We start from the raw sequence: 20,414 nt of genomic DNA on the forward strand, positions 1-20,414 counted from the left end.
TATAACTATATGAGTTTTTTTCTTTTCTATGCGGTAATATATTTTAAAACTGTTTCCGGTGCATCCAGTGGCTCTTTACTGAAAAGAAATGCATTTTGAACCAGTTCCTTTGCATCGTTGCATTTTGCTGCATCATTACCATATAATTCGGCCAGACATTCTCCTTTTTTTACGCTGTCTCCTATTTTTTTCTTAAGGCGGATACCGGCAGTTAAATCAATCTGACTCTCCTTTGTCGCTCTGCCGCCGCCAAGGCTCATGCAGGCAGTTCCAATTGCCATAGCATTTAAAGCTTCTACATATCCATCTTCCGGTGCGGTGATGGTCTCTGTAATTGCTGCTTTTGCCAATAACTGCGGATGATAAACCTGTTCCTTTCTGCCACCCTGTGCTTCTACAAAGTCTGCAAATTTATCCAGTGCCTTTCCGCTTGCAATGACTTTCTCCATCATTGTTCTTGCTTCTTTTTCATCTTCTGCCACACCGGCAGCCTTTAACATAAGATACCCTAATGCATAGACAACATCCATCAGATCCTTTGGCCCTTTTCCATTCAATGCTTCAATGGCTTCCTGCACTTCCACAATATTGCCTACTGTATTACCAAGGGGCTGTGACATATCTGTAATAACCGCATAAGTTTTCTTTCCAGCACCATTTCCGATGGCCACCATAATCCGGGCAAGTTCCTCTGCCTTTTCCACAGTCTGCATGAATGCACCGTTTCCAGTCTTTACGTCAAGGACAATGGCATCCGACCCGCTGGCTAATTTCTTACTCATAATGCTGCTGGCAATTAAGGATTTCTCCGCTACCGTAGCCGTGACATCCCGGAGTGCATACAGCTTCTTATCTGCTGGTGCAAGATTAGCAGTCTGTCCCGCAATTGCAACGCCAACCTCTGATACCTGCTTTAAAAAGGCTTCTTCTGATATGGATGTGCTGAATCCTTCAAAGCATTCTAACTTATCAATGGTTCCGCCGGTATGACCCAATCCTCTTCCGGACATTTTTGCTACCGGAACACCCAGTGCAGCAATGATTGGTGTCAGAATCAGAGAGGTCTTATCTCCTACACCACCGGTGCTGTGTTTATCCACCTTTACGCCTTTAATACCGGATAAATCAAGCACATCGCCGCTATCCCGCATAGCAAGTGTTAATGCCAGTGTCTCATCGTGATTCATTCCCTGAAAACAGATTGCCATCAGCATGGCTGACATCTGATAATCCGGAATTTCACCGGTTGTAAATGCATTTATCATCCACTGGATTTCTTCTTTGCTTAAAGCAGCTCCTTCCTTTTTCTTTAAAATGAGGTCGTACATCCTCATAAAATCTCCTCCTTTTATCCGTTTCTTCTATTTATGATACGGTTGCTTATTTGTGATACGGTTCATGATTGATAATCCGATAGCTCCGGTATAACTGCTCCAATAAAATAACACGCATCAGCTGGTGCGGAAATGTCATCTTCGAAAAGCTTATTTTTTCATCTGCACGTTTTAATACTTCATCCGCAATTCCAAGGGAGCCTCCAATCACAAGAACGATATGGCTGTTGCCCTTTACCATCAAGTCACTGACTTTTTCCGATAAAGCAACAGAATCCAGCATTTTTCCGTTGATTGCAAGGGCAATGACGTAGCAGTTCTTTCCCTCTAAATATTTTAAAAGACGTTCCCCCTCTTTACGACGAATCTGCTGTTCCTCTGCCTCGGATGCTCCATCCGGTGTTTTCTCATCTGCCACTTCCACAATTTCAAGCTTACAGTATCTGCCCAGTCTTTTTTCGTACTCGGCAATGGCATCCCTGAAATATTTTTCTTTGATTTTTCCTACGCATAATATTGTTATCTTCATACTTGCAGTATACCTTATTTCAGAAATACAGACAAGGTTATTGTATCGTCGGATGAAATCACTTATAATAGTATTATTATAACGAAAGGTCAGGTACATAACATGGTATACAAGGAGAAAGATGCCCAGCTGGAAGATAATCGTTCTACCGCTTATACATTCCTTGGAGTTGGAATTGCCGGTCTGATTTTTGTCATTCTTTTTGCTCTGGACATCATCAAATTACCAATGGCTGATTATATGCGTGTTATTATGATTGTTGTAATGTCTGTTCTGTTTGTTATTTTTCTTGGAATCGGAATTACACATTTCCGTAAAATCAACCAGATGTCTGCGGATGCAGATATGGAAAGCAGACGCACCAGCGAAATTATGGAATGGTTCTCTTCAAACTATACTGCAGAAGAAATCGATCATGTCAGTGGTGCTGACAGCGAGCCTTCCATGGAGCAGCGTTACTTTATCCGTTCCGACAAAATTGCCGCACTTCTTCATGCTAAATTTGCCGGTCTGCCGGAGGATTATGAAGAACATATCTTAGAAAAGATTTATGCCGCTTACTATTCAGACAACAATGAATAAACAGCAGATTTCTGCTTAAATATAATACAATCAAAGGAGTAACAAAATGAAATTATTAGAAGACAAAATTCTTGCAGAAGGAATCGCAGAAAGCGAAAACATTTTAAAGGTTGACAGCTTTATTAATCATCAGGTGGATCCTGAATTAATGAAGAAAATGGGCAAAGATATTGCAGAACATTATAAAGGAAAAGGTATCACACGTATTGCTACCATCGAAAGCTCCGGTATTGCTCCGGCTCTTATGGCTGCAGAAGCATTAGGCGTTCCACTTGTTATTTTAAAGAAACAGCCTTCTAAAATTTTAAATCATGATTTATATCAGACTGTTGTAACTTCTTATACCAAAGGAACCAGCTATGAATTAACCATTTCCGCAAAATACATCAGCGAAAATGACCACATTCTTATCGTGGATGATTTCCTTGCCAACGGCGAAGCTGCTACCGGTGCTATCCGCCTAATCCGTAAAGCACATGCCACCATCGCAGGTGTCAGTGTCTTAATCGAAAAAGCATTTCAGCCTGGTCGTGAAAAATTAGAGGAACAGGGCATCGATGTTTATTCTTTAGCAAGAGTATCCAGACTTGACAAGGGTGTCATTGAATTTGTAAAAGAAGACTAATTTTTAAAATCCCCGGAACGAAGGCAGCTAATTGATAAACATTCTTATCTGCCTTCGTTCCGGGGATTTTTTAATCCGCCATAGCTTATTCCGGCAGATAAATATAATTATATCTTATCACCGGGCTTGCCAGTCCATGGTCATCTACCACAAGAACAGACAACACATTATTGCCCTGTGGCATTTCAAGTGGTTCACTGTATACATCAGAATCCTGTGTTGGTGTTGAGCCATCCCAGGTATAGTAAGCAGTGGAACCGGCGGGAACCTGTATACTGATGCTCTGCGCATCATAATATGTTCCGGCAGCAGGTGTTACATTAGCAGAATCCGGAGCTTCAAAAGTAATTTCATAATCTGCTTCTGCAATCTCACTATAAAAGCCTCTTGCGTCCTTTGCTACTGCTTTGATGGTATATTCTTTCTCATCCTCTAAAGAAATCGGTTCTGTATATTCCATTCCCTTTTCAATCGGAGAATCACCGTTTAACGTATAATAAATAGTACAGTCTGAGTCTGCCATCAGTTCGATTTCTATCGTATCATTGTATTCCCCGGCTTCTTCCGAAAACTCCGGAGCCTTTACTTCATAATTATCAAACAGCGCTTTTATTTTATCAGAGTCTGATTGTTCATATAAATCCTGTAGTTTATCATATTCCTTTTGCTTATCATATAAGGCAATCAGCATCTGATACGCTTCTTCATTGTTCTTATCAAAGGTAAGTATCTGTAACAAATACGCTTCTTCTGATGTTTCATCTTTTCGGAGACGGTACAAATCAGCCATCCGGAGTAATACATCCACATTATCCGGCTGCAATTTCTCAGCCTGTTCAAAATAGGTCAATGCCTTGGTATAATTCTTCTCTTCCGTGTAACTGATTCCCTTCTGATACTGATAATCAAAAGATTTCTTATGGCTGTTCTGCACCAGAAGCACAATGATAACACCAATGATTGCAATAGCAATCAGAACTGATACTGTAATCAGAAGTCTTTTCTGTTTCTTTTTCTGTTCTGCCTCTTTCTTTTTCTTCTGGCTGTTTTTCAATGATTTTTTCTTCTTTCCGTTGGAAGAGGTATTCTTATTCGGTTTATCGTCTTCTTCTAATAATTCTTTTAAAATATCCTCTTCCACATTATAATCCGGAACAATCTGTGCTTCTTTTCCACATACAGAACAGTATACACAGCCTAATTTTATTTCTGCTCCACAATTTGCACACTTCATAGCCTTCTCCTATTCATGTCTCATAGCTTCCACACAATTGTTCATTAACATTGCAATGGTCATTGGTCCGACTCCACCCGGAACCGGTGTAATCGCACTACAAAGCAGCTCTACTTCATCAAATTTTACATCACCGGAAAGTTTATTGTTCTCATCGCGATGAATTCCTACATCAATGACAACTGCACCATCTTTTACATAGGATGCATCAATAAATTCTTTTTTCCCAATTGCAACAATCAGAATATCTGCCTCTTTACAGATTTCCTTTAAATTACGGGTTTTTGAATGCGTTACTGTAACAGTTGCATTCTCACGCAGCATTAAGATTGCCATCGGTTTTCCAACAATATTGCTTCTTCCAACGATAACACAGTGTTTTCCCTCAATATCAATGTCAGAACGCTTCAGAAGCTGGATGATTCCGGCAGGTGTGCAGGAAATATATCCTTTCTGTCCAATCATCAATGCGCCGACATTTTCCGGATGGAAACCATCTACATCCTTCTTCGGAGAAATGGCACGGATTACCGCATCCTCATCAATGCCCTCTGGCAATGGAAGCTGTACCAGAATGCCTTTTACATGTTCTTCTTTATTCAATTTATCGATTAAAGCCAGTAATTCATCCTGGGAAGTCTCTTCCGGAAGCTCATAAGAAAGAGAATCTATCCCAATATATTCACAGGCACGTTTTTTGTTTCTGACATATACACTGGATGCTGGGTCATTTCCTACCTGGATTACAGCAAGTGCACCTGTGATTCCCTGTTCCTTTAACTGTACTACTTCTTCTTTTAATTCATCTTTTATTTCAGCAGAAATTCTTTTTCCATCAATTAATAATGCCATGATACCTCCTAAAATAATCCTGTAATTACGCCGTCATTAGTTACATCAATATTATTTGCAGCCGGTACTTTCGGAAGTCCAGGCATGGTCATAATAGAGCCGGTAATAGCTACTACAAAGCCGGCTCCGGCAGATACATATACTTCACGGACATTTACGGTAAAGCCAGTCGGTCTGCCAAGCTTTGATGCATCATCAGAAAGAGAATACTGGGTCTTTGCCATACATACAGGGAAATTGCCCATTCCCATTTCTTCAATATGTTTTAATTCTTTTAATGCAGCCTTACTGTAAGTTACATCATCTGCTCCATAAATCTCAGTTGCAATCGTCTTAATCTTATCCATAAGAGACATCTCATCGTCATACAGAGGTTTGAAATGTGCTTCTTTATGCTCTAAAGTATCCAGTACTTTCTTTGCAAGTTCGATTCCGCCTTCGCCACCTTTTTCCCATACTTCAGATAATGCGAATTCACAGTTTCTTTCCTTGCAGAAATTCTCTACAAATGCAATTTCTTCTTTGGTATCGGTTACAAAGGAGTTTAAGGTAACTACTACCGGTACACCAAATTTTTGAAGGTTCTCGATATGTTTCTCTAAGTTTACAATTCCCTTCTTTAAGATTTCCAAATCTTCTTTTGCAAGGTCTGCCTTTGGAACCCCACCGTTATATTTTAATGCACGGATGGTTGCTACCAGTACCACTGCGTCCGGTTTAAGTCCCGCCTTACGGCACTTGATATCAAAGAATTTCTCAGCACCAAGGTCAGCACCAAAACCGGCCTCTGTAATTGCAATATCACCTAATTTTAAAGCTGTCTTAGTAGCACGGACACTGTTGCATCCATGAGCAATATTTGCAAATGGTCCACCATGAACGATGGCCGGATTGTGCTCTAATGTCTGAATCAGATTTGGTTTGATGGCATCTTTTAAGAGTGCTGCCATGGAACCGGTTGCATGTAAATCATCTGCCGTAATCGGAGTTCCGTCAAAGGAATAGGCAACAATGATTCTGCCCAGACGGCGTTTCAAATCTTCCATATTGTCCGCCAGACATAAAACAGCCATAATTTCAGATGCCACTGTAATGATGAAATGGTCTTCACGTACCATACCATCCATCTTGCTTCCAAGACCGATTACAATATTTCTAAGTGCACGGTCATTCATATCCATACAACGTTTCCATACTACCTGACGTGGGTCAATTCCAAGCTGGTTACCCTGCTGGATATGATTATCTAATAATGCTGCCAACAGGTTATTTGCGGATGTAATTGCATGGAAATCTCCGGTAAAATGCAGATTTAAATCTTCCATCGGAACTACCTGCGCATATCCACCACCTGCGGCTCCACCTTTGATTCCAAAGCACGGTCCTAAAGACGGCTCACGAAGTGCAAGTACCGCTTTTTTACCAAGTAAAGCCATCGCCTCACCAAGTCCGATACTTGTTGTGGTCTTTCCTTCGCCGGCAGGTGTCGGGTTAATAGCTGTTACAAGAACCAGTTTGCCATCTTCCCTGTCTTTTACAGACTCCCATAATTCATCGGAAATCTTTGCTTTGTATTTTCCGTAAAATTCCAGCTCATCCTCGTTTATTCCGAGCTTCTCAGCCACTTCCTTAATATGTACCAGTTCTGCTTCCTGTGCAATTTCAATATCTGACTTCATCTTCATTTCCTCCTCATGGATTGTATTCTATAAATCTTTCTTAATTACCCTCTTCAATAAATGCTTCCAGCTGTTCCGGAGACATTAACACCTGTCGCGGCTTGGTTCCTTCATCCGGTCCTACTACACCAGCTTCTTCCAGCTGATCCATAATTCTTGCTGCCCGGTTAAAACCAACTTTAAAATAACGCTGAATCATTCCGATGGAACCTTTATCTTTATCAATCAAAAGCTTTGCAGCATCCAAGAAATAAGCATCTCTGTCATTTCCATCACCAGATGCCGCATCAGCACCAGTGCTTGCGGATACAGAAATATTGTTCATCCGCTCTTCAATATCACTACTGTAGCCTTCCCCCTCATTGTGTTCCTTTAAGAATTCAACCACATCTGATACCTCTTTATCGGATACAAACGCACCCTGTACACGAAGCGGTTTCTGTAAGCCCTGCGGATAATAAAGCATATCGCCTTTTCCTAAAAGCTTTTCCGCACCGTTCATATCAAGAATGGTTCTTGAATCCACACCGGACGTTACAGAAAATGCGATTCGGGATGGCATATTTGCTTTAATCAGTCCGGTAATGACATTTACGGAAGGACGCTGCGTTGCAATGACAAGATGGATTCCTGCGGCTCTTGCAAGCTGCGCCAACCGGCAGATAGCATCTTCCACATCCCCCGGTGCAACCATCATCAAATCCGCTAACTCGTCCACAATAATTACAATCTGCGGCATCTTCTTTGGCTTATCCGGGTCATCAATATCTTTGATTCCTTCTATTTTCTGGTTATAGCCCTTCAAATCACGAACACCGTATTCTGCAAATTTCTGATAACGGTCTGTCATTTCAGCTACCGCCCAGTGCAATGCACCTGCCGCCTTCTTCGGATCTGTAACAACCGGAATAAACAGATGTGGGATTCCATTGTATACACTTAACTCAACCACCTTCGGGTCAATCATGATAAGCTTTACATCCTCCGGATCTGCCCGGTACAAAATACTCATAATAATTGTATTGATACAGACAGATTTACCGGAACCGGTAGCTCCTGCAATCAATAGATGCGGCATCTTTGCAATGTCCGCAATCATGACTTTTCCGGCAATATCTTTTCCGGCTGCAAAAGCAATCGGTGATTTATTGGCATGAAATTCCTCTGACTCTACCAGATCACGGAACATAACCGGAATACTTTCTTTATTCGGCACCTCGATACCAATGGCTGCTTTACCCGGAATCGGTGCTTCAATCCGGATATCCGCCGCCGCAAGATTCATCTTGATATCATCGGACAAATTTACGATTTTGCTGACCTTTACACCCATTTCCGGCTGGAATTCATATCTCGTTACTGCTGGTCCGCAGTTGATAGCCGTAATTGTAATATTAATTCCAAAATTCTTTAAGGTCTCTTTTAATTTTGCTGCTGTCTGATTGAGATAATCTCTGGTATCACCGGAAGCACCTGCACTTCCCTTTTTCAGTAGATTCACCGGAGGGAATACATATCTGCCACCGGAATTTTCCTGTTTTACGATAGATTCTTCTACAGCCGCCACTTCATCTTCGATTTCTATCTTGTCCTGCTTCTTATTCTTCCTTGGCTTTTCTTCTTCCATTACAGGATGCGCCGGTTCTTTTGGCAGATTGCTTTCTGCATTTGGCTCTGCAATTGCTTCCGGCTCAAACACAGGTTCAGATGCAGGCTGAATGATCGGTTCTACCGGTTTTACCTCTGCTCTGTGTATCGTTGCCACCGGCTCATTCATCGTATGAATTACCGGCTGTTCCATTTTCTGGCTGCCGTTGGTTGCCGTAAGCACAACTTTATTTTCTTCCTGTACCACCGGCATATCTTCGATATCACTCAAAGTAATTTCATTAATATCATCTGATTTGACTTTCTTTTTATCCGGGGATGGTAATTTGGTATCCAATGCCACACCGCTTACCTTCTTTTCCATCCGTCGTCTTGCCTGCTCTTTTTCTCTTTCTTTCTCCCGCTCTTCCCGGCGTTCCCTGGCAGCATCCATACGACGGATTGCATCATCCTTCGCTGAATCGTAAATGACTTTTCCACCTTTTTGCATACCCTTCATAATAGAGCGTTCTGTAATCAGCACCAGCGATATTATCAAAACAATAATATCAATGACATAAGTACCCGGCACACCAAAATTCGGACACAAAAGCTGTTCTAATAATCCGCCGATAATACCGCCACCGGCTTTATTGTCAAAGCCATATTGGAACGCAGATATTGCTCCGGCTTCCTTGCTGCTGTCTGTTACCATCTGCACAAACAGGCATAAAAAGGATACAAATAATACCGCCGCTACAATTTTGACTGCTGCTACTTTATTTTCCCGGTTAGACACTGCGAACACCACTGCTAAAAAGAGACAGATTGGGAATACATATGCCATTAATCCAAATATTCCAAAGAAAAAGGAACTGACTCCGCTTCCGATTTTTCCGCCGATTCCAAAATTGGCAAGCAGCAAAACAATACAGACTGCCAGTGTAATCCAAAGAATCACTTCATTCCGGAAGGATTCCTGCTGTTCCCGCTGTTTTCTTGCCTTTGATGCTGTTGTTCCCATTGTTTTCTTCTTCTGAGTTGTCTTTTTTCTAGTTCCAGTTGCCATTTCAATCTCCCGTTTACATATAAAAATATCCTCCAATTGATACCAGTCCCATTATGAGACAGTAGATGGAAAATATCGTGAATTTCTTTTTGCGCACTACTACCAGCATGGTCTTAATGCAGATATAACCGACTACGGCTGCCACCAGCGTTCCAACTATGTAATTCAAAACATCTGCAGACTGTAATGCTGCAAATTCAACATCCTTAATCTCTACTACCAGTGCTCCAAGTATTGCCGGAATGGACATGATAAAAGAATATTTTACCGCAAATTTGCGGGTCATTCCGGTAGAAAGACATGCTGTGATTGTGGTTCCTGACCGCGATAAGCCCGGCATGGTTGCGATTCCCTGACTGATACCGATTAAAAATGCATTGGTATAAGTTACCTGCTTTGGTGTCTTGCCGCCATCCGGAATCCGGTCTGCAATAAATAAAAGCACTGCCGTAATAATAAGGCAGATTCCAGGAACCAGTAAAATCTGCTCTGCCGCAGACACCAGATCTTTCGCTGCAATTCCAATAATTCCGGTTGGAATCGTGGAAACAATGACAAGCATCACAAATTTCCGGTAACTATTATGCACGATTTTACGGTATGGTAAATCTTCTTTTGTTATCACACGTTTAAAAAAGGTTGCCACATTTACAAAAGAATCACCAATAATGGCAAAGCCTTCTTTAATCATGCGGAATATATCCTTATAATATACAATAAATACGGCAATCAGTGTTCCGATGTGAAGCAGAATATCAAAAAACATTCCGCCGGTTTCTATTTGAAAAAACTGTTTAAATATTGCAAGATGACCGGAACTGCTTACCGGCAGAAATTCGGTTAATCCCTGTATCAGACCTAATAAAACAGACTGTAATAATGACATAGCTGCCTCCTTGGTATCTCTCACTACAGTTACTTGTATAAAATTATCAACACTGTGCATTAGTATACCATATTTTGATGCGTTTGTCATTACAGGCATTCGTTTTTCTGTTCTCGTATAATCTCATGCAATTTATGAAGTGCCTGGTCGATTCCCCCCACTTCGTCAATCAGTCCTTCTTTTACTGCATCCGCTCCTACAAGAATGGTTCCCAGATCCTTCGTCAGCATGGTGGTATTCATCATGAGCTGCTCTAATCTTTTTTCATCCGCTCTGCTGTGAGATGCTATAAAATGAATAATCCGATTCTGCATCTGCTGGAAATAATCATAAGTTGGCGGTGCTCCGATTACTGTCCCGCTCATACGCACCGGATGGATGACCATGGTTCCCGATGGCACAATAAAAGAATAGTCCGTTGAAACCGCCAGCGGCACACCAATGGAATGACTTCCGCCTAAGACAAGGGACACTGTCGGTTTACTTAAGGAAGATAGCATTTCTGCAATAGCAAGTCCGGATTCCACATCACCGCCTACTGTATTCAAAAGCACAAGAACACCATCCACCTGGTCAGAATCTTCTATTTCTGCAAGCTTCGGCAGTACATGCTCATATTTCGTTGTCTTGGTATTGGAAGAAAGACATTCATGACCTTCAATCTCACCAATCACCGATAATAAATGAATCTTCTGATGCCATCGGCTGTCAGATAAGGAAATCTGCCCGGATTCCCTGATCAGTTCTTGTTCGTCTAACTGTTCCTTTTTCGATTCATCTTTTTTCTGTTCTTTGTTTTCTGCTTTTTCTATTTTTGATTCTGTATTTTGTAATTCTGCATTTTTGATTTCTTCATTTTTCAATTCCACATTTGGGACTTTTTTCTTTGGCAGCACTTGGTTTTCTTTCTGCTCCATATCAGATGCTCCCTTCTTTCTGTCTGGATTATTTCTCGCTACTCGCGAAAAAAATAAGACAGGCAGTTTTACACTGTCTGTCTTATTATCTACATGATATTCTTTTTTATACCGGCCAGCCCTTTAAATAATTGTAAAGGTTCTCATAACGGCACTTGGAGCTCTTCCAGGAGAAGTCTTTTGCCATGCCACGGTCAATAATCTGGTTCCACTGTTTCTTCTTGTCAAAGAAAATGTGTTTGGAATAATTAATGACAGAAAGCATTTCCTCCCCATTGTAATTACTGAATGAGAATCCGTCTCCGGTATTCTCATATTCATTATATGGAACAACAGTATCTTTTAATCCACCAGTCTCGCGGACGATTGGCACTGTTCCGTAGCGGAATGAAATAAGCTGTGTCAGTCCACATGGCTCAAACCGGGATGGCATTAAGAAGGCATCGGCAGATGCATATAACTTATGTGCCAGGTCATCGGAGTAACAGATATTTGCAGACACACGATCCGGATATTTCCATGCATAATAACGGAACATGTTCTCATACTGGCCTTCACCGGTTCCAATTACTACAAGCTGTGTAAAGTCATCTACGATACGGTCGATAACGAAGTTAATCAAATCTAAACCCTTCTGGTCTGTCAGACGCGAAATAAGACCAATCATATATTTCTTCTTATCTACGGTCAGTCCTAAGTCTTCCTGCAATTTCAGCTTGTTATTGACTTTCTTCTTGCGGAATGACTCAGCATCATAGTTACAGTAAATCTTATTATCTGTTGCCGGGTTGTAAACCTGATAATCGATACCGTTTACAATTCCCTGCATATCATAATGACGGGCAGAAAGCAGACCATTTAAACCTTCCCCATAATTTTCTGTCTGAATCTCATTGGCATAAGAATCACTGACTGTGGTAATGTAGTCTGCATAAACCAGACCACCCTTTAACATATTAGCATCTTTCTTATATTCCAGCTTATCCGGTGTAAAAAGTGATGCCGGAAGTCCGGTTAACCCCTGCATGGTCTTAATATCCCATACACCCTGGAATTTCAAGTTATGAATAGTCATAACAGATTTCATACCCCAGAAGAACATATCTCCCTGAAACTCGTTTTTCAGATATACCGGAATGAGACCTGTTTCCCAGTCATGACAATGGATAATATCCGGCTGGAAGCCGATAACAGGAAGCATAGATAATACTGCCTTATCAAAGAAACAGAATTTTTCGATATCCTGTCTGATATTTCCATAAGGTGAAAAACAGTCAAAATACTCTTTATTATCGATAAAGTAATATGTAATTCCATCTAATTCATATTTTAATACACCCACATATTTGCTTGGGATATAAGAACCTGTTCCCATGTAAAAATGTGTTACATATTCAAACTGGCTCCGGAAATGTTCCGGTATACAACTATAGTTTGGAATTACCACACGAATATCCCAATACTGAGGGTCAAATTCCTTTGGCAGTGCACCACACACGTCCGCAAGCCCTCCGGTTTTAATAAATGGTACACATTCTGATGCTGCAAATAGAATTTTCTTCATTTTGCTACCCCTTTCTGCTTAAACATTCTCCAATGCCTGTTCCAGGTCTGCAATGATGTCTTTTACATTTTCTGTTCCAACGGAAAGCCGGATTAAATCCGGTGCTACACCTGCTTCAATTAACTGCTCATCTGTCATCTGACGATGTGTATGGCTGGCAGGATGCAGGACACAGGTTCTGGAATCTGCTACATGTGTTACAATTGCAGCTAATTTCAGATGATCCATAAAGGATACGGATACTTCCCTACCACCCTTTAAGCCAAATGCAATAACACCACAGGTGCCATTTGGCATATATTTTTCTGCCAGTGCATGATATTTGTTATCCCTTAAGCCCGGATAGTCTACCCATGCCACTTTATCATTTGCATTTAAATATTCTGCTACCTTCTGGGCATTTTCACAATGTCTTGGCACTCTTAAATGTAAAGTTTCCAGCCCGACATTCAGTAAGAAGGAATTCATCGGGGATGGAATGGAACCAAGGTCACGCATAAGCTGTGCTGTTGCTTTTTCGATATAAGCCAGCTTACCAAATTTCTGAGTGTATACAATTCCATGATAAGATTCATCCGGCTGTGTCAGTCCCGGATATTTATCCTTATATTTCTCCCAATCAAAATTACCACTGTCAACGATACATCCACCCACTGCCATGGCATGTCCGTCCATATACTTGGTAGTAGAATGAGTTACGATATCTGCTCCCCATTCAAAAGGTCTGCAGTTAATCGGTGTTGCAAATGTATTATCTACGATAAGTGGTACCCCATGTGCATGGGCAACATGTGCAAACTTCTCAATATCAAGTACTACAAGGGATGGATTAGATAAGGTCTCCGCAATCACCGCCTTGGTATTTGGTAAAAATGCCGCTGAAAGCTCTTCTTCCGATGCATCCGGATCCACAAAGGTACAGGAAATTCCCTGTTTCTTAAGTGTGGTTCCCAGCAGATTAAAGGTTCCACCATATAAGGAGCTGGATGCCACAATATGGTCTCCTGCTTCACAGATATTAAATACTGCAAAATAGTTGGCTGCCTGTCCGGATGAGGTCAGCATTGCTGCTATACCGCCCTCTAAATCTGCAATCTTTGCAGCTACTGCATCATTGGTCGGATTCTGAAGTCTCGTATAAAAATATCCGGCTTCCTCTAAATCAAATAACCGTCCCATCTGGTCACTGGTATCATACTTAAATGTAGTGCTCTGGTAAATCGGTAATACTCTCGGTTCCCCCTTGGTTGGTTTCCAGCCAGACTGAATACATTTTGTCTCAATCTGATAATTCTCTTCCATCTTTCCTTCTCCTTTATACCATATGTAATATATTATTAGAAAATACCTGCATCTATCTATCATTGTCTCTGATAAATGCAGGTATCAGTTTTATTCCTCCCAGTTGTGATATACTTCCTGTACATCATCATCTTCATCCAGAAGATCTAGGATTCTCTGGATATTGGTAATATCTTTCTCGTCTGTTAAAGAAACATAAGTCTGAGGAATCATGGTAACCTCAGCACTTGCCATTGGAATATTTTCTGCTTCCAAAGCTTCACGTACTGCACTGAAATCATCCGGTGCTGTAATTACTTCAAAGCTGTCTTCCTCTTCTGAGAAATCCTCTGCTCCGGCATCCAATGCCATCATCATCAAATCGTCTGCATCCATATCGCAGTCTTCCTTGGCAATGATAATCTGACCCTTCTGGTCAAAAAGGTAAGATACACAGCCCTGTGTTCCGATATTTCCCTGTCCCTTTGTAAATGCATTCCTTACATTTGCAGCGGTACGGTTCTTGTTATCGGTTAATGCGTCTACAATAATTGCAGTTCCGCTTGGACCGTATCCTTCATAAGTAACCTGTACATAATTTACGGAATCACCGTCTCCGGCTGCTTTTTTAATACCACGCTCGATGGTATCGTTTGGCATATTATTCGCCTTTGCTTTTGCAATTACGTCTCTTAATTTACTGTTGTTAGCAGGGTCTGCTCCACCCTCTTTTACCGCAATTGCAATTTCACGTCCTATAATTGTAAATATTTTTCCTTTTGCCGCATCATTTTTCTCTTTCTTATGTTTGATATTGGCAAACTTGGAATGTCCTGACATAATAAATCCTCTTTTCTATCCGTATTTCGTGTATTATTCTACCATTTTTTCATCCTGCTGACAAGTCGCAGTGTCAGACTCGGCAGATTCTGACCTTTCTGGAACAACATGTACATATTTTATCATCTTATCTTCCACGGAAAGTACTTCGAAAATATAGCCTTTGTATTTTACTTCAAAGACTTCGTGCTCCGATGGAATTTTATCAATAAGCGAAATCAGAAGGCCATTTAAGGTGTCATAATCCTCATCTTCAAAATCAAGATTCAGTGCTTCCCCTACTTCCTCTAACGGTGTCATTCCATTCATTACAAATGTTCCGTCCGGTTTCTTCTCTATATAGGTATCTTCCTCATCATGTTCATCTAAAATATTTCCGACAATTTCCTCTAAGATATCCTCCATGGTGACCAGTCCGGCTGTCTGACCATATTCATCCACAACAATTACCATATGCTCTTTTGCCGACTGCATCTCCTGAAACAATGCATTGATGTTGCGTGTCTCCGGTATGAAATCCACCGGACGGATTAACCCGTCAATTTCCTTAATCGGCTTCTTTAAAAGCTCCGGTTGTCTGCTGTAGGATAAGGTCTCTTTGATATGTAATACTCCGATAATATTGTCTATGGTATCAGAGTATACCGGCATTCTCGAATAATGGCTGTCTATCACCAGAGTGATTACATCTTCAAAAATGTCATTTCCATCCAGTGCAGAAATGTTTTTACGGTGTGTCATAATATCACCGGCTTCTTTATCACCAAATTCAAAGATATTATGTATCATCTCCGCTTCATTTTCCCGAAGGACTCCCTGCTCATGGCCTTCATTTACCATGGAAATAATTTCTTCCTCTGTTACATCCTCGGAATCTTTGAATGGAAGTTTATGAAAAATTTTTTTAAAAAATCCTGTATTCGGACTCCCTCCGTCATCCATTTTTGAATACTCTCCTTTTTATACATATTTCTGAAAAATATAACATTTTAGGCAAAAATAGTCAAGTTATGTATATAATTCCAGACTAATCTTCAGTGCTTTATCGATTTTCGACAGAATTTTTCCATCCAGATGACACACCTTATCTTTTAATCGTGTCTTGTCAATGGTACGAAGCTGTTCCAATAAAATAACCGAATCTTTTACAATGTCATATTCATGACAGGACAGCTCCACATGGGTCGGCAGCTTCGCTTTATTCATCTGTGATGTGATTGCGGCACAGATAACCGTAGGACTGTGCCGGTTTCCTACATCATTCTGTATAATCAGAACCGGTCTGATTCCGCCCTGTTCCGAGCCTACTACCGGTCTTAAATCCGCATAATAGATATCTCCTCGTCTGATAATCATAATATACACTCCATAGAATAGGTTTTACTGAAAGTATTACCAATTTTATCGAGTGTATACTGTTCTAATCCTGAAAATAATCTTTCTGTTCTACTTCTTTGTTGTTTTCGAAATAGATTCTTGGAATACGTTTGCCAAGACAGCAGACAAATTCATAATTGAATCTGCCGGATAAATCCCCGATTTCTTCCGCTGTAATGATTTCATCGCCGTCTCTGCCAAGAAGTGTTACCTCTGTTCCAACGACAACATCCGGCACATCAGTAACATCCACCATAAACTGATCCATGCAGACTCTGCCAAGAATCGGTACTCTTTTTCCCTGAATCAGTACAGAACCTTTGTTAGATAAAGTTCTCGGATAACCGTCTCCATAACCGACCGGAATCGTTGCCACCTTCGTCTCTCTGGTTGTGGTATAGGTTCCACCATAGCTGATTTCCCTTCCAGCCGGCAGTGTCTTTACATAAGAAACATGACTCTTTAATTCCATTAACGGGTGCATTGGCAGTCTGTCTTTTTGCACTTCATCCGATGGCCAGAGTCCGTATAATGTAATTCCCGCTCTTACAATGTCCATATTTGCTTCCGGCAAATCAATAATTCCTGCACTGTTTGAACAGTGTGCATGATGGAAAATAACGCCTTCTTCTTTGCACATTGCAATCATTTTCTGAAACAGTTCAAGCTGCTTATGGGCACCCGTTTTGTCCTTTTCATCTGCCCTTGCAAAGTGGGTAAAAATCCCCTCCATTATTATATGTGGCAGCTTACTGATTTGCGCTATCTCTCCTGCATTTTCTTTTTCCACCTGATAACCAATCCGGCTCATTCCAGTATCCACTGCAATGTGAATTGCCACATCCTGATTTTTCTTTGTTGCAGCTTCAGAAAGTGCAACTGCCATATCATACGTAAATACAGCAGGCTCTAATTTCTGTTCTACAATAATCTCATATTCATCCGGGAATGCAAAACCAAGAATCAGAATCGGCTTCTTAATTCCATGATTTCTTAAAATTACGCCTTCTTCCACTGTGGCCACACAGAAGCCATGGAGATACGGAAGCGGCTCTAATACACGGGCAAGTTCCGTTGCACCATGTCCGTATCCATCTGTTTTAATTACCGCAAACATGCTGGTATCTTTCTTTAAAAGCCGGTGCATTGCCTCCATATTCTCAATGGCCGCATCCAGATTCACGCTGGCATATACCCTGCTATATTTTTTCATTTCATTCACCTCAAATTATTATTATGACAACACATCGGATAATCCGTTTATAATTTCGCCTGCAGTCAGTCCATGCTTTGAAACTGTTTTGCTCCGTTCATCTGCTGCCGCCGCATGTACATATACCCCAAGCGGTGCCGCCTGCTCTGCAGATAAGCCCTGCGCCATCAGACTTCCAATAATTCCGCTCAGTACATCACCACTTCCCGCAGTCGCCATTCCGCTGTTACCGTTCCGGTTAATAAATGTTTTCCCATAAGGAATTGCCGTTACCGTTCTGCTGTCTTTCAAAACACAGATTACATTATATTCCCTTGCGAAATCTTCCGCAACCTGCTCAATATTTTCTTTGATATAGGAAACGGCAAGCTGTTTTAACCGGGACATTTCCCCCAGATGTGGCGTTAATACCAGTTCTGTATGCGGGCGAAGAAGCTGTTCGGTCTGCTCTGCTATGATATTTAATGCATCGGCATCTACTACCATTGGTACTGCCGCATTCTTAAGTACCGTCTTTACAATACTGTGTGCCACATCACTTTTGCCAATTCCAGGTCCTAAAATAATAACATCTGCCCAGGACAGACATTCTATCAGTTGCTGTGTATCAGCCTTTTTTGCAGAATAGGTAGTAAGAATTGCCTCCGGCACTGCTGTCTGTAAGATAATACGGTTTTCTTCCGGTGTATATATTCTCACCAGACCACAGCCACTGCGATAAGCTGCCTTTGCTGCAAGAACCGCCGCACCTGCCATATTCACACTTCCGGCAACCAGAAGGACTTTTCCAAAGGTTCCCTTGTTCGAATCAGCAGCACGATTATTTAAAAAATTTAAATCTTCCTTTGTGATTGCATAAGCTGCAGGTCTTTTATCTAACCAGCTTTCTTCTCCAATTCCGATATCCTTAACCGTAATATTTCCGCAGTATTCTGCACCAGGAAATAACACCATTCCGGTCTTGCAGTAAGCAAAGGTTACGGTATCATCTGCTTTGAATGCACCACCCAATACAGCTCCATTATCTGCCGAGACACCGGATGGTATATCCACTGCCAGCCGGTGGGCACTGCTCTGGTTTAGCCGTTCCATCAAGTGCACCAGTTCATCATCTAATTTTCGTGATAATCCTATACCAAATAACGCATCAATAATCAGGCTGTAGGAATTTGCATCCTCCATTTCATCAATAAATGGTACACCATATGATGCCAGGATTTCATACTGTTCTTTTGCCTGCTTTGAAAAATGCGTTTTATTTCCATAGAGATATACTTCAACCGGAATGTGGGATAAGTATAACAATCTTGCAATTGCCATACCATCGCCGCCGTTATTTCCGGTTCCACACACTACCAGCACGCGGTTACATGAAATTTCTTTTTCCTGTATTACTTCTATCGCAGAAAGTGCTGCCCGCTCCATCAGAACCATGGATGGCACTTTAAAATGTTCAATTGTATTGGTATCACATGTTTTCATTTCCCGGGAATTTACAAGATATTCCATAAATTAATTCCTTTCGTCCGCATTTTCCACCGCTTTTTTTCCCTGCAGACGGTCTTCATCTTCCTGCCGCAGATCAAATATATTTAAAATATCCACACCAAAAATATCATGCATATAAGAATAAATCTGCCGGTTGTTGATTTCACGGTTCTGTTTTTTGATGATATTTTTCTTAAGTTCTACCCTTACCTTATCAATCCAGGCCGTAATTTCATCTGCTTCTTTGCTGTTCTGTCTTAGTCTCTCATAGCAGTAACGCATGCTTTCTAACATAAGTTCCTGATTTGCACTGTTTATATTTCGTGGAAGTTCAATTAATTCATCCTCAATTTCTTCCATTTTGACATTGACTTCATCAATCAGTCTCTTGTCTTCATCTAATTTTCTGGAAGAAATATCCCCCTCATTTTCCTCATGAGTTCCTTCCATGTTGACAACAATGCTTTTCATCAACCGATTCTTTGTCTTTTTCAGTTCTTTCAAATCATTATTAAGCTTTCCCTGCTGTTCTAACAACTGATTTAACTTTTCTTCCAGCTGCTTGATTTCACTGGTTTTTCCGCTTAAAGCAAAAAGCCTGTGCCATTTCTGATCCAATACAAGTATTGGTACTTTTCTGCTTTCTAATGCTTCCAGAAATTCCTTGTCATCTTTCATGCAAAACACCTCTATTCCAGCGTTTCCTTTTTCCTTTTGTTCTTTGTCATATTATAGGATAACTGCATCAGGCTGTCTGATAAATGTACATTTTCCACTACAACATTTTCATCCAACACTTCCAGATCCACATGGGCAAAATTCCAGATTGCATGTACACCAAGGCTTACCAGCTGGTTTGCCACAGCATCTGCCTTTTCTTTCGGCATAGTCAGTGTAGCAATATCTACCTTATGTGTCTTTACAAATTCTTCCAGTTTATCAATCATTTCGATTTTATTGCCACGAATGGATTTTCCGCATAACTCCGGATTCACGTCAAACAATCCTACTATGACGAAACCGAGTTTTTCAAACTTCACATAATTAGCAAGCGCCTGTCCTAAGTTACCAGCTCCAATAATAATAATATTATGCTGTTCATTTAATCCCATAATCTTTCCGATTTCTTCATACAGAAATTGTACATTGTACCCATATCCCTGCTGTCCAAAACCACCAAAATTATTTAAATCCTGTCTGATCTGTGATGCGGTCACTTTCATTCTTGCACTCAGTTCATTCGATGAAATACGTTCTACCCCTTCATCTAAAAGTTCCCCCAGATATCGGTAATATCTTGGCATTCTACGAATTACTGCCTGTGATATTTCTTTGCTCATTCTGCCAGTTCCTCCTG

General features: G+C 40.9%; 19 protein-coding genes. 2 read left to right on the top strand and 17 right to left on the bottom strand.

Annotation, left to right across the window (positions count from 1 at the left end; all coding sequences use genetic code 11):
- Positions 1–26: 26 nt before the first annotated feature.
- Positions 27–1,334, bottom strand: coding sequence for a pyrimidine-nucleoside phosphorylase (locus tag LKD41_RS00620; protein ID WP_227700105.1), 1,308 nt, complete (start codon positions 1,332–1,334; stop codon positions 27–29).
- Positions 1,335–1,380: 46 nt separating this feature from the next.
- The gene (gene rlmH / locus LKD41_RS00625) at positions 1,381–1,863 is read right to left on the bottom strand and encodes a 23S rRNA (pseudouridine(1915)-N(3))-methyltransferase RlmH (protein ID WP_022243789.1); all 483 of its coding nucleotides are present in this window, start codon (positions 1,861–1,863) and stop codon (positions 1,381–1,383) included.
- A 102-nt stretch (positions 1,864–1,965) separates the two neighbouring features.
- Here rlmH and LKD41_RS00630 point away from each other — a divergent pair, with 102 nt between their 5' ends.
- Both LKD41_RS00630 and LKD41_RS00635 read left to right on the top strand, forming a co-directional pair.
- On the top strand, positions 1,966–2,445 hold the full coding sequence (locus LKD41_RS00630; protein WP_022243788.1) for a hypothetical protein: 480 nt from the start codon (positions 1,966–1,968) through the stop codon (positions 2,443–2,445).
- 46 nt (positions 2,446–2,491) lie between these two features.
- The gene (locus tag LKD41_RS00635) at positions 2,492–3,070 is read left to right on the top strand and encodes a xanthine phosphoribosyltransferase (protein ID WP_117698389.1); all 579 of its coding nucleotides are present in this window, start codon (positions 2,492–2,494) and stop codon (positions 3,068–3,070) included.
- A gap of 85 nt (positions 3,071–3,155) precedes the next feature.
- Here LKD41_RS00635 and LKD41_RS00640 read toward each other — a convergent pair whose 3' ends face one another.
- The 15 genes from LKD41_RS00640 to LKD41_RS00710 form a co-directional block, all read right to left on the bottom strand.
- A complete protein-coding gene (locus LKD41_RS00640; protein ID WP_227700106.1) occupies positions 3,156–4,304 on the bottom strand; it encodes a chitobiase/beta-hexosaminidase C-terminal domain-containing protein in 1,149 nt (382 codons plus the stop codon).
- A 9-nt stretch (positions 4,305–4,313) separates the two neighbouring features.
- A complete protein-coding gene (folD, locus tag LKD41_RS00645; RefSeq protein WP_227700107.1) occupies positions 4,314–5,156 on the bottom strand; it encodes a bifunctional methylenetetrahydrofolate dehydrogenase/methenyltetrahydrofolate cyclohydrolase FolD in 843 nt (280 codons plus the stop codon).
- Between the two features lie 8 nt (positions 5,157–5,164).
- Positions 5,165–6,835 (bottom strand): formate--tetrahydrofolate ligase, encoded by a 1,671-nt coding sequence (locus LKD41_RS00650; RefSeq protein ID WP_227700108.1) that lies wholly within the window; start codon positions 6,833–6,835, stop codon positions 5,165–5,167.
- A gap of 40 nt (positions 6,836–6,875) precedes the next feature.
- Complete coding sequence (locus LKD41_RS00655) at positions 6,876–9,491, bottom strand: DNA translocase FtsK (protein ID WP_227700109.1); 2,616 nt, start codon at positions 9,489–9,491, stop codon at positions 6,876–6,878.
- A gap of 13 nt (positions 9,492–9,504) precedes the next feature.
- Positions 9,505–10,377: an undecaprenyl-diphosphate phosphatase gene (locus LKD41_RS00660; protein ID WP_022243782.1), complete on the bottom strand. Its 873-nt coding sequence runs from the start codon at positions 10,375–10,377 to the stop codon at positions 9,505–9,507.
- An 89-nt stretch (positions 10,378–10,466) separates the two neighbouring features.
- The gene (locus tag LKD41_RS00665; protein ID WP_227700110.1) at positions 10,467–11,294 is read right to left on the bottom strand and encodes a ClpP family protease; all 828 of its coding nucleotides are present in this window, start codon (positions 11,292–11,294) and stop codon (positions 10,467–10,469) included.
- Positions 11,295–11,400: 106 nt separating this feature from the next.
- On the bottom strand, positions 11,401–12,858 hold the full coding sequence (glgA, locus tag LKD41_RS00670; RefSeq protein ID WP_022243780.1) for a glycogen synthase GlgA: 1,458 nt from the start codon (positions 12,856–12,858) through the stop codon (positions 11,401–11,403).
- A gap of 18 nt (positions 12,859–12,876) precedes the next feature.
- Positions 12,877–14,160, bottom strand: coding sequence for an O-acetylhomoserine aminocarboxypropyltransferase/cysteine synthase family protein (locus tag LKD41_RS00675; RefSeq protein WP_022243779.1), 1,284 nt, complete (start codon positions 14,158–14,160; stop codon positions 12,877–12,879).
- Between the two features lie 90 nt (positions 14,161–14,250).
- On the bottom strand, positions 14,251–14,979 hold the full coding sequence (locus LKD41_RS00680) for a YebC/PmpR family DNA-binding transcriptional regulator (protein ID WP_022243778.1): 729 nt from the start codon (positions 14,977–14,979) through the stop codon (positions 14,251–14,253).
- A gap of 33 nt (positions 14,980–15,012) precedes the next feature.
- Positions 15,013–15,921 carry a hemolysin family protein gene (locus LKD41_RS00685; RefSeq protein WP_022243777.1) on the bottom strand — a complete coding sequence of 303 codons (909 nt, stop codon included), beginning with the start codon at positions 15,919–15,921 and terminating at the stop codon, positions 15,013–15,015.
- Between the two features lie 66 nt (positions 15,922–15,987).
- The gene (locus LKD41_RS00690) at positions 15,988–16,335 is read right to left on the bottom strand and encodes a type II toxin-antitoxin system PemK/MazF family toxin (protein WP_022243776.1); all 348 of its coding nucleotides are present in this window, start codon (positions 16,333–16,335) and stop codon (positions 15,988–15,990) included.
- 64 nt (positions 16,336–16,399) lie between these two features.
- Complete coding sequence (alr, locus tag LKD41_RS00695) at positions 16,400–17,569, bottom strand: alanine racemase (RefSeq protein ID WP_227700111.1); 1,170 nt, start codon at positions 17,567–17,569, stop codon at positions 16,400–16,402.
- A gap of 21 nt (positions 17,570–17,590) precedes the next feature.
- Positions 17,591–19,078 (bottom strand): NAD(P)H-hydrate dehydratase, encoded by a 1,488-nt coding sequence (locus LKD41_RS00700; RefSeq protein ID WP_227700112.1) that lies wholly within the window; start codon positions 19,076–19,078, stop codon positions 17,591–17,593.
- 3 nt (positions 19,079–19,081) lie between these two features.
- The gene (locus LKD41_RS00705) at positions 19,082–19,735 is read right to left on the bottom strand and encodes a hypothetical protein (protein WP_117946931.1); all 654 of its coding nucleotides are present in this window, start codon (positions 19,733–19,735) and stop codon (positions 19,082–19,084) included.
- An 11-nt stretch (positions 19,736–19,746) separates the two neighbouring features.
- Complete coding sequence (locus LKD41_RS00710; RefSeq protein ID WP_022243772.1) at positions 19,747–20,397, bottom strand: redox-sensing transcriptional repressor Rex; 651 nt, start codon at positions 20,395–20,397, stop codon at positions 19,747–19,749.
- Positions 20,398–20,414 lie beyond the last annotated feature (17 nt).

The organism is Roseburia sp. CLA-AA-H209, from assembly GCF_020687575.1.
Taxonomy (GTDB): domain Bacteria; phylum Bacillota; class Clostridia; order Lachnospirales; family Lachnospiraceae; genus Roseburia_C; species Roseburia_C amylophila.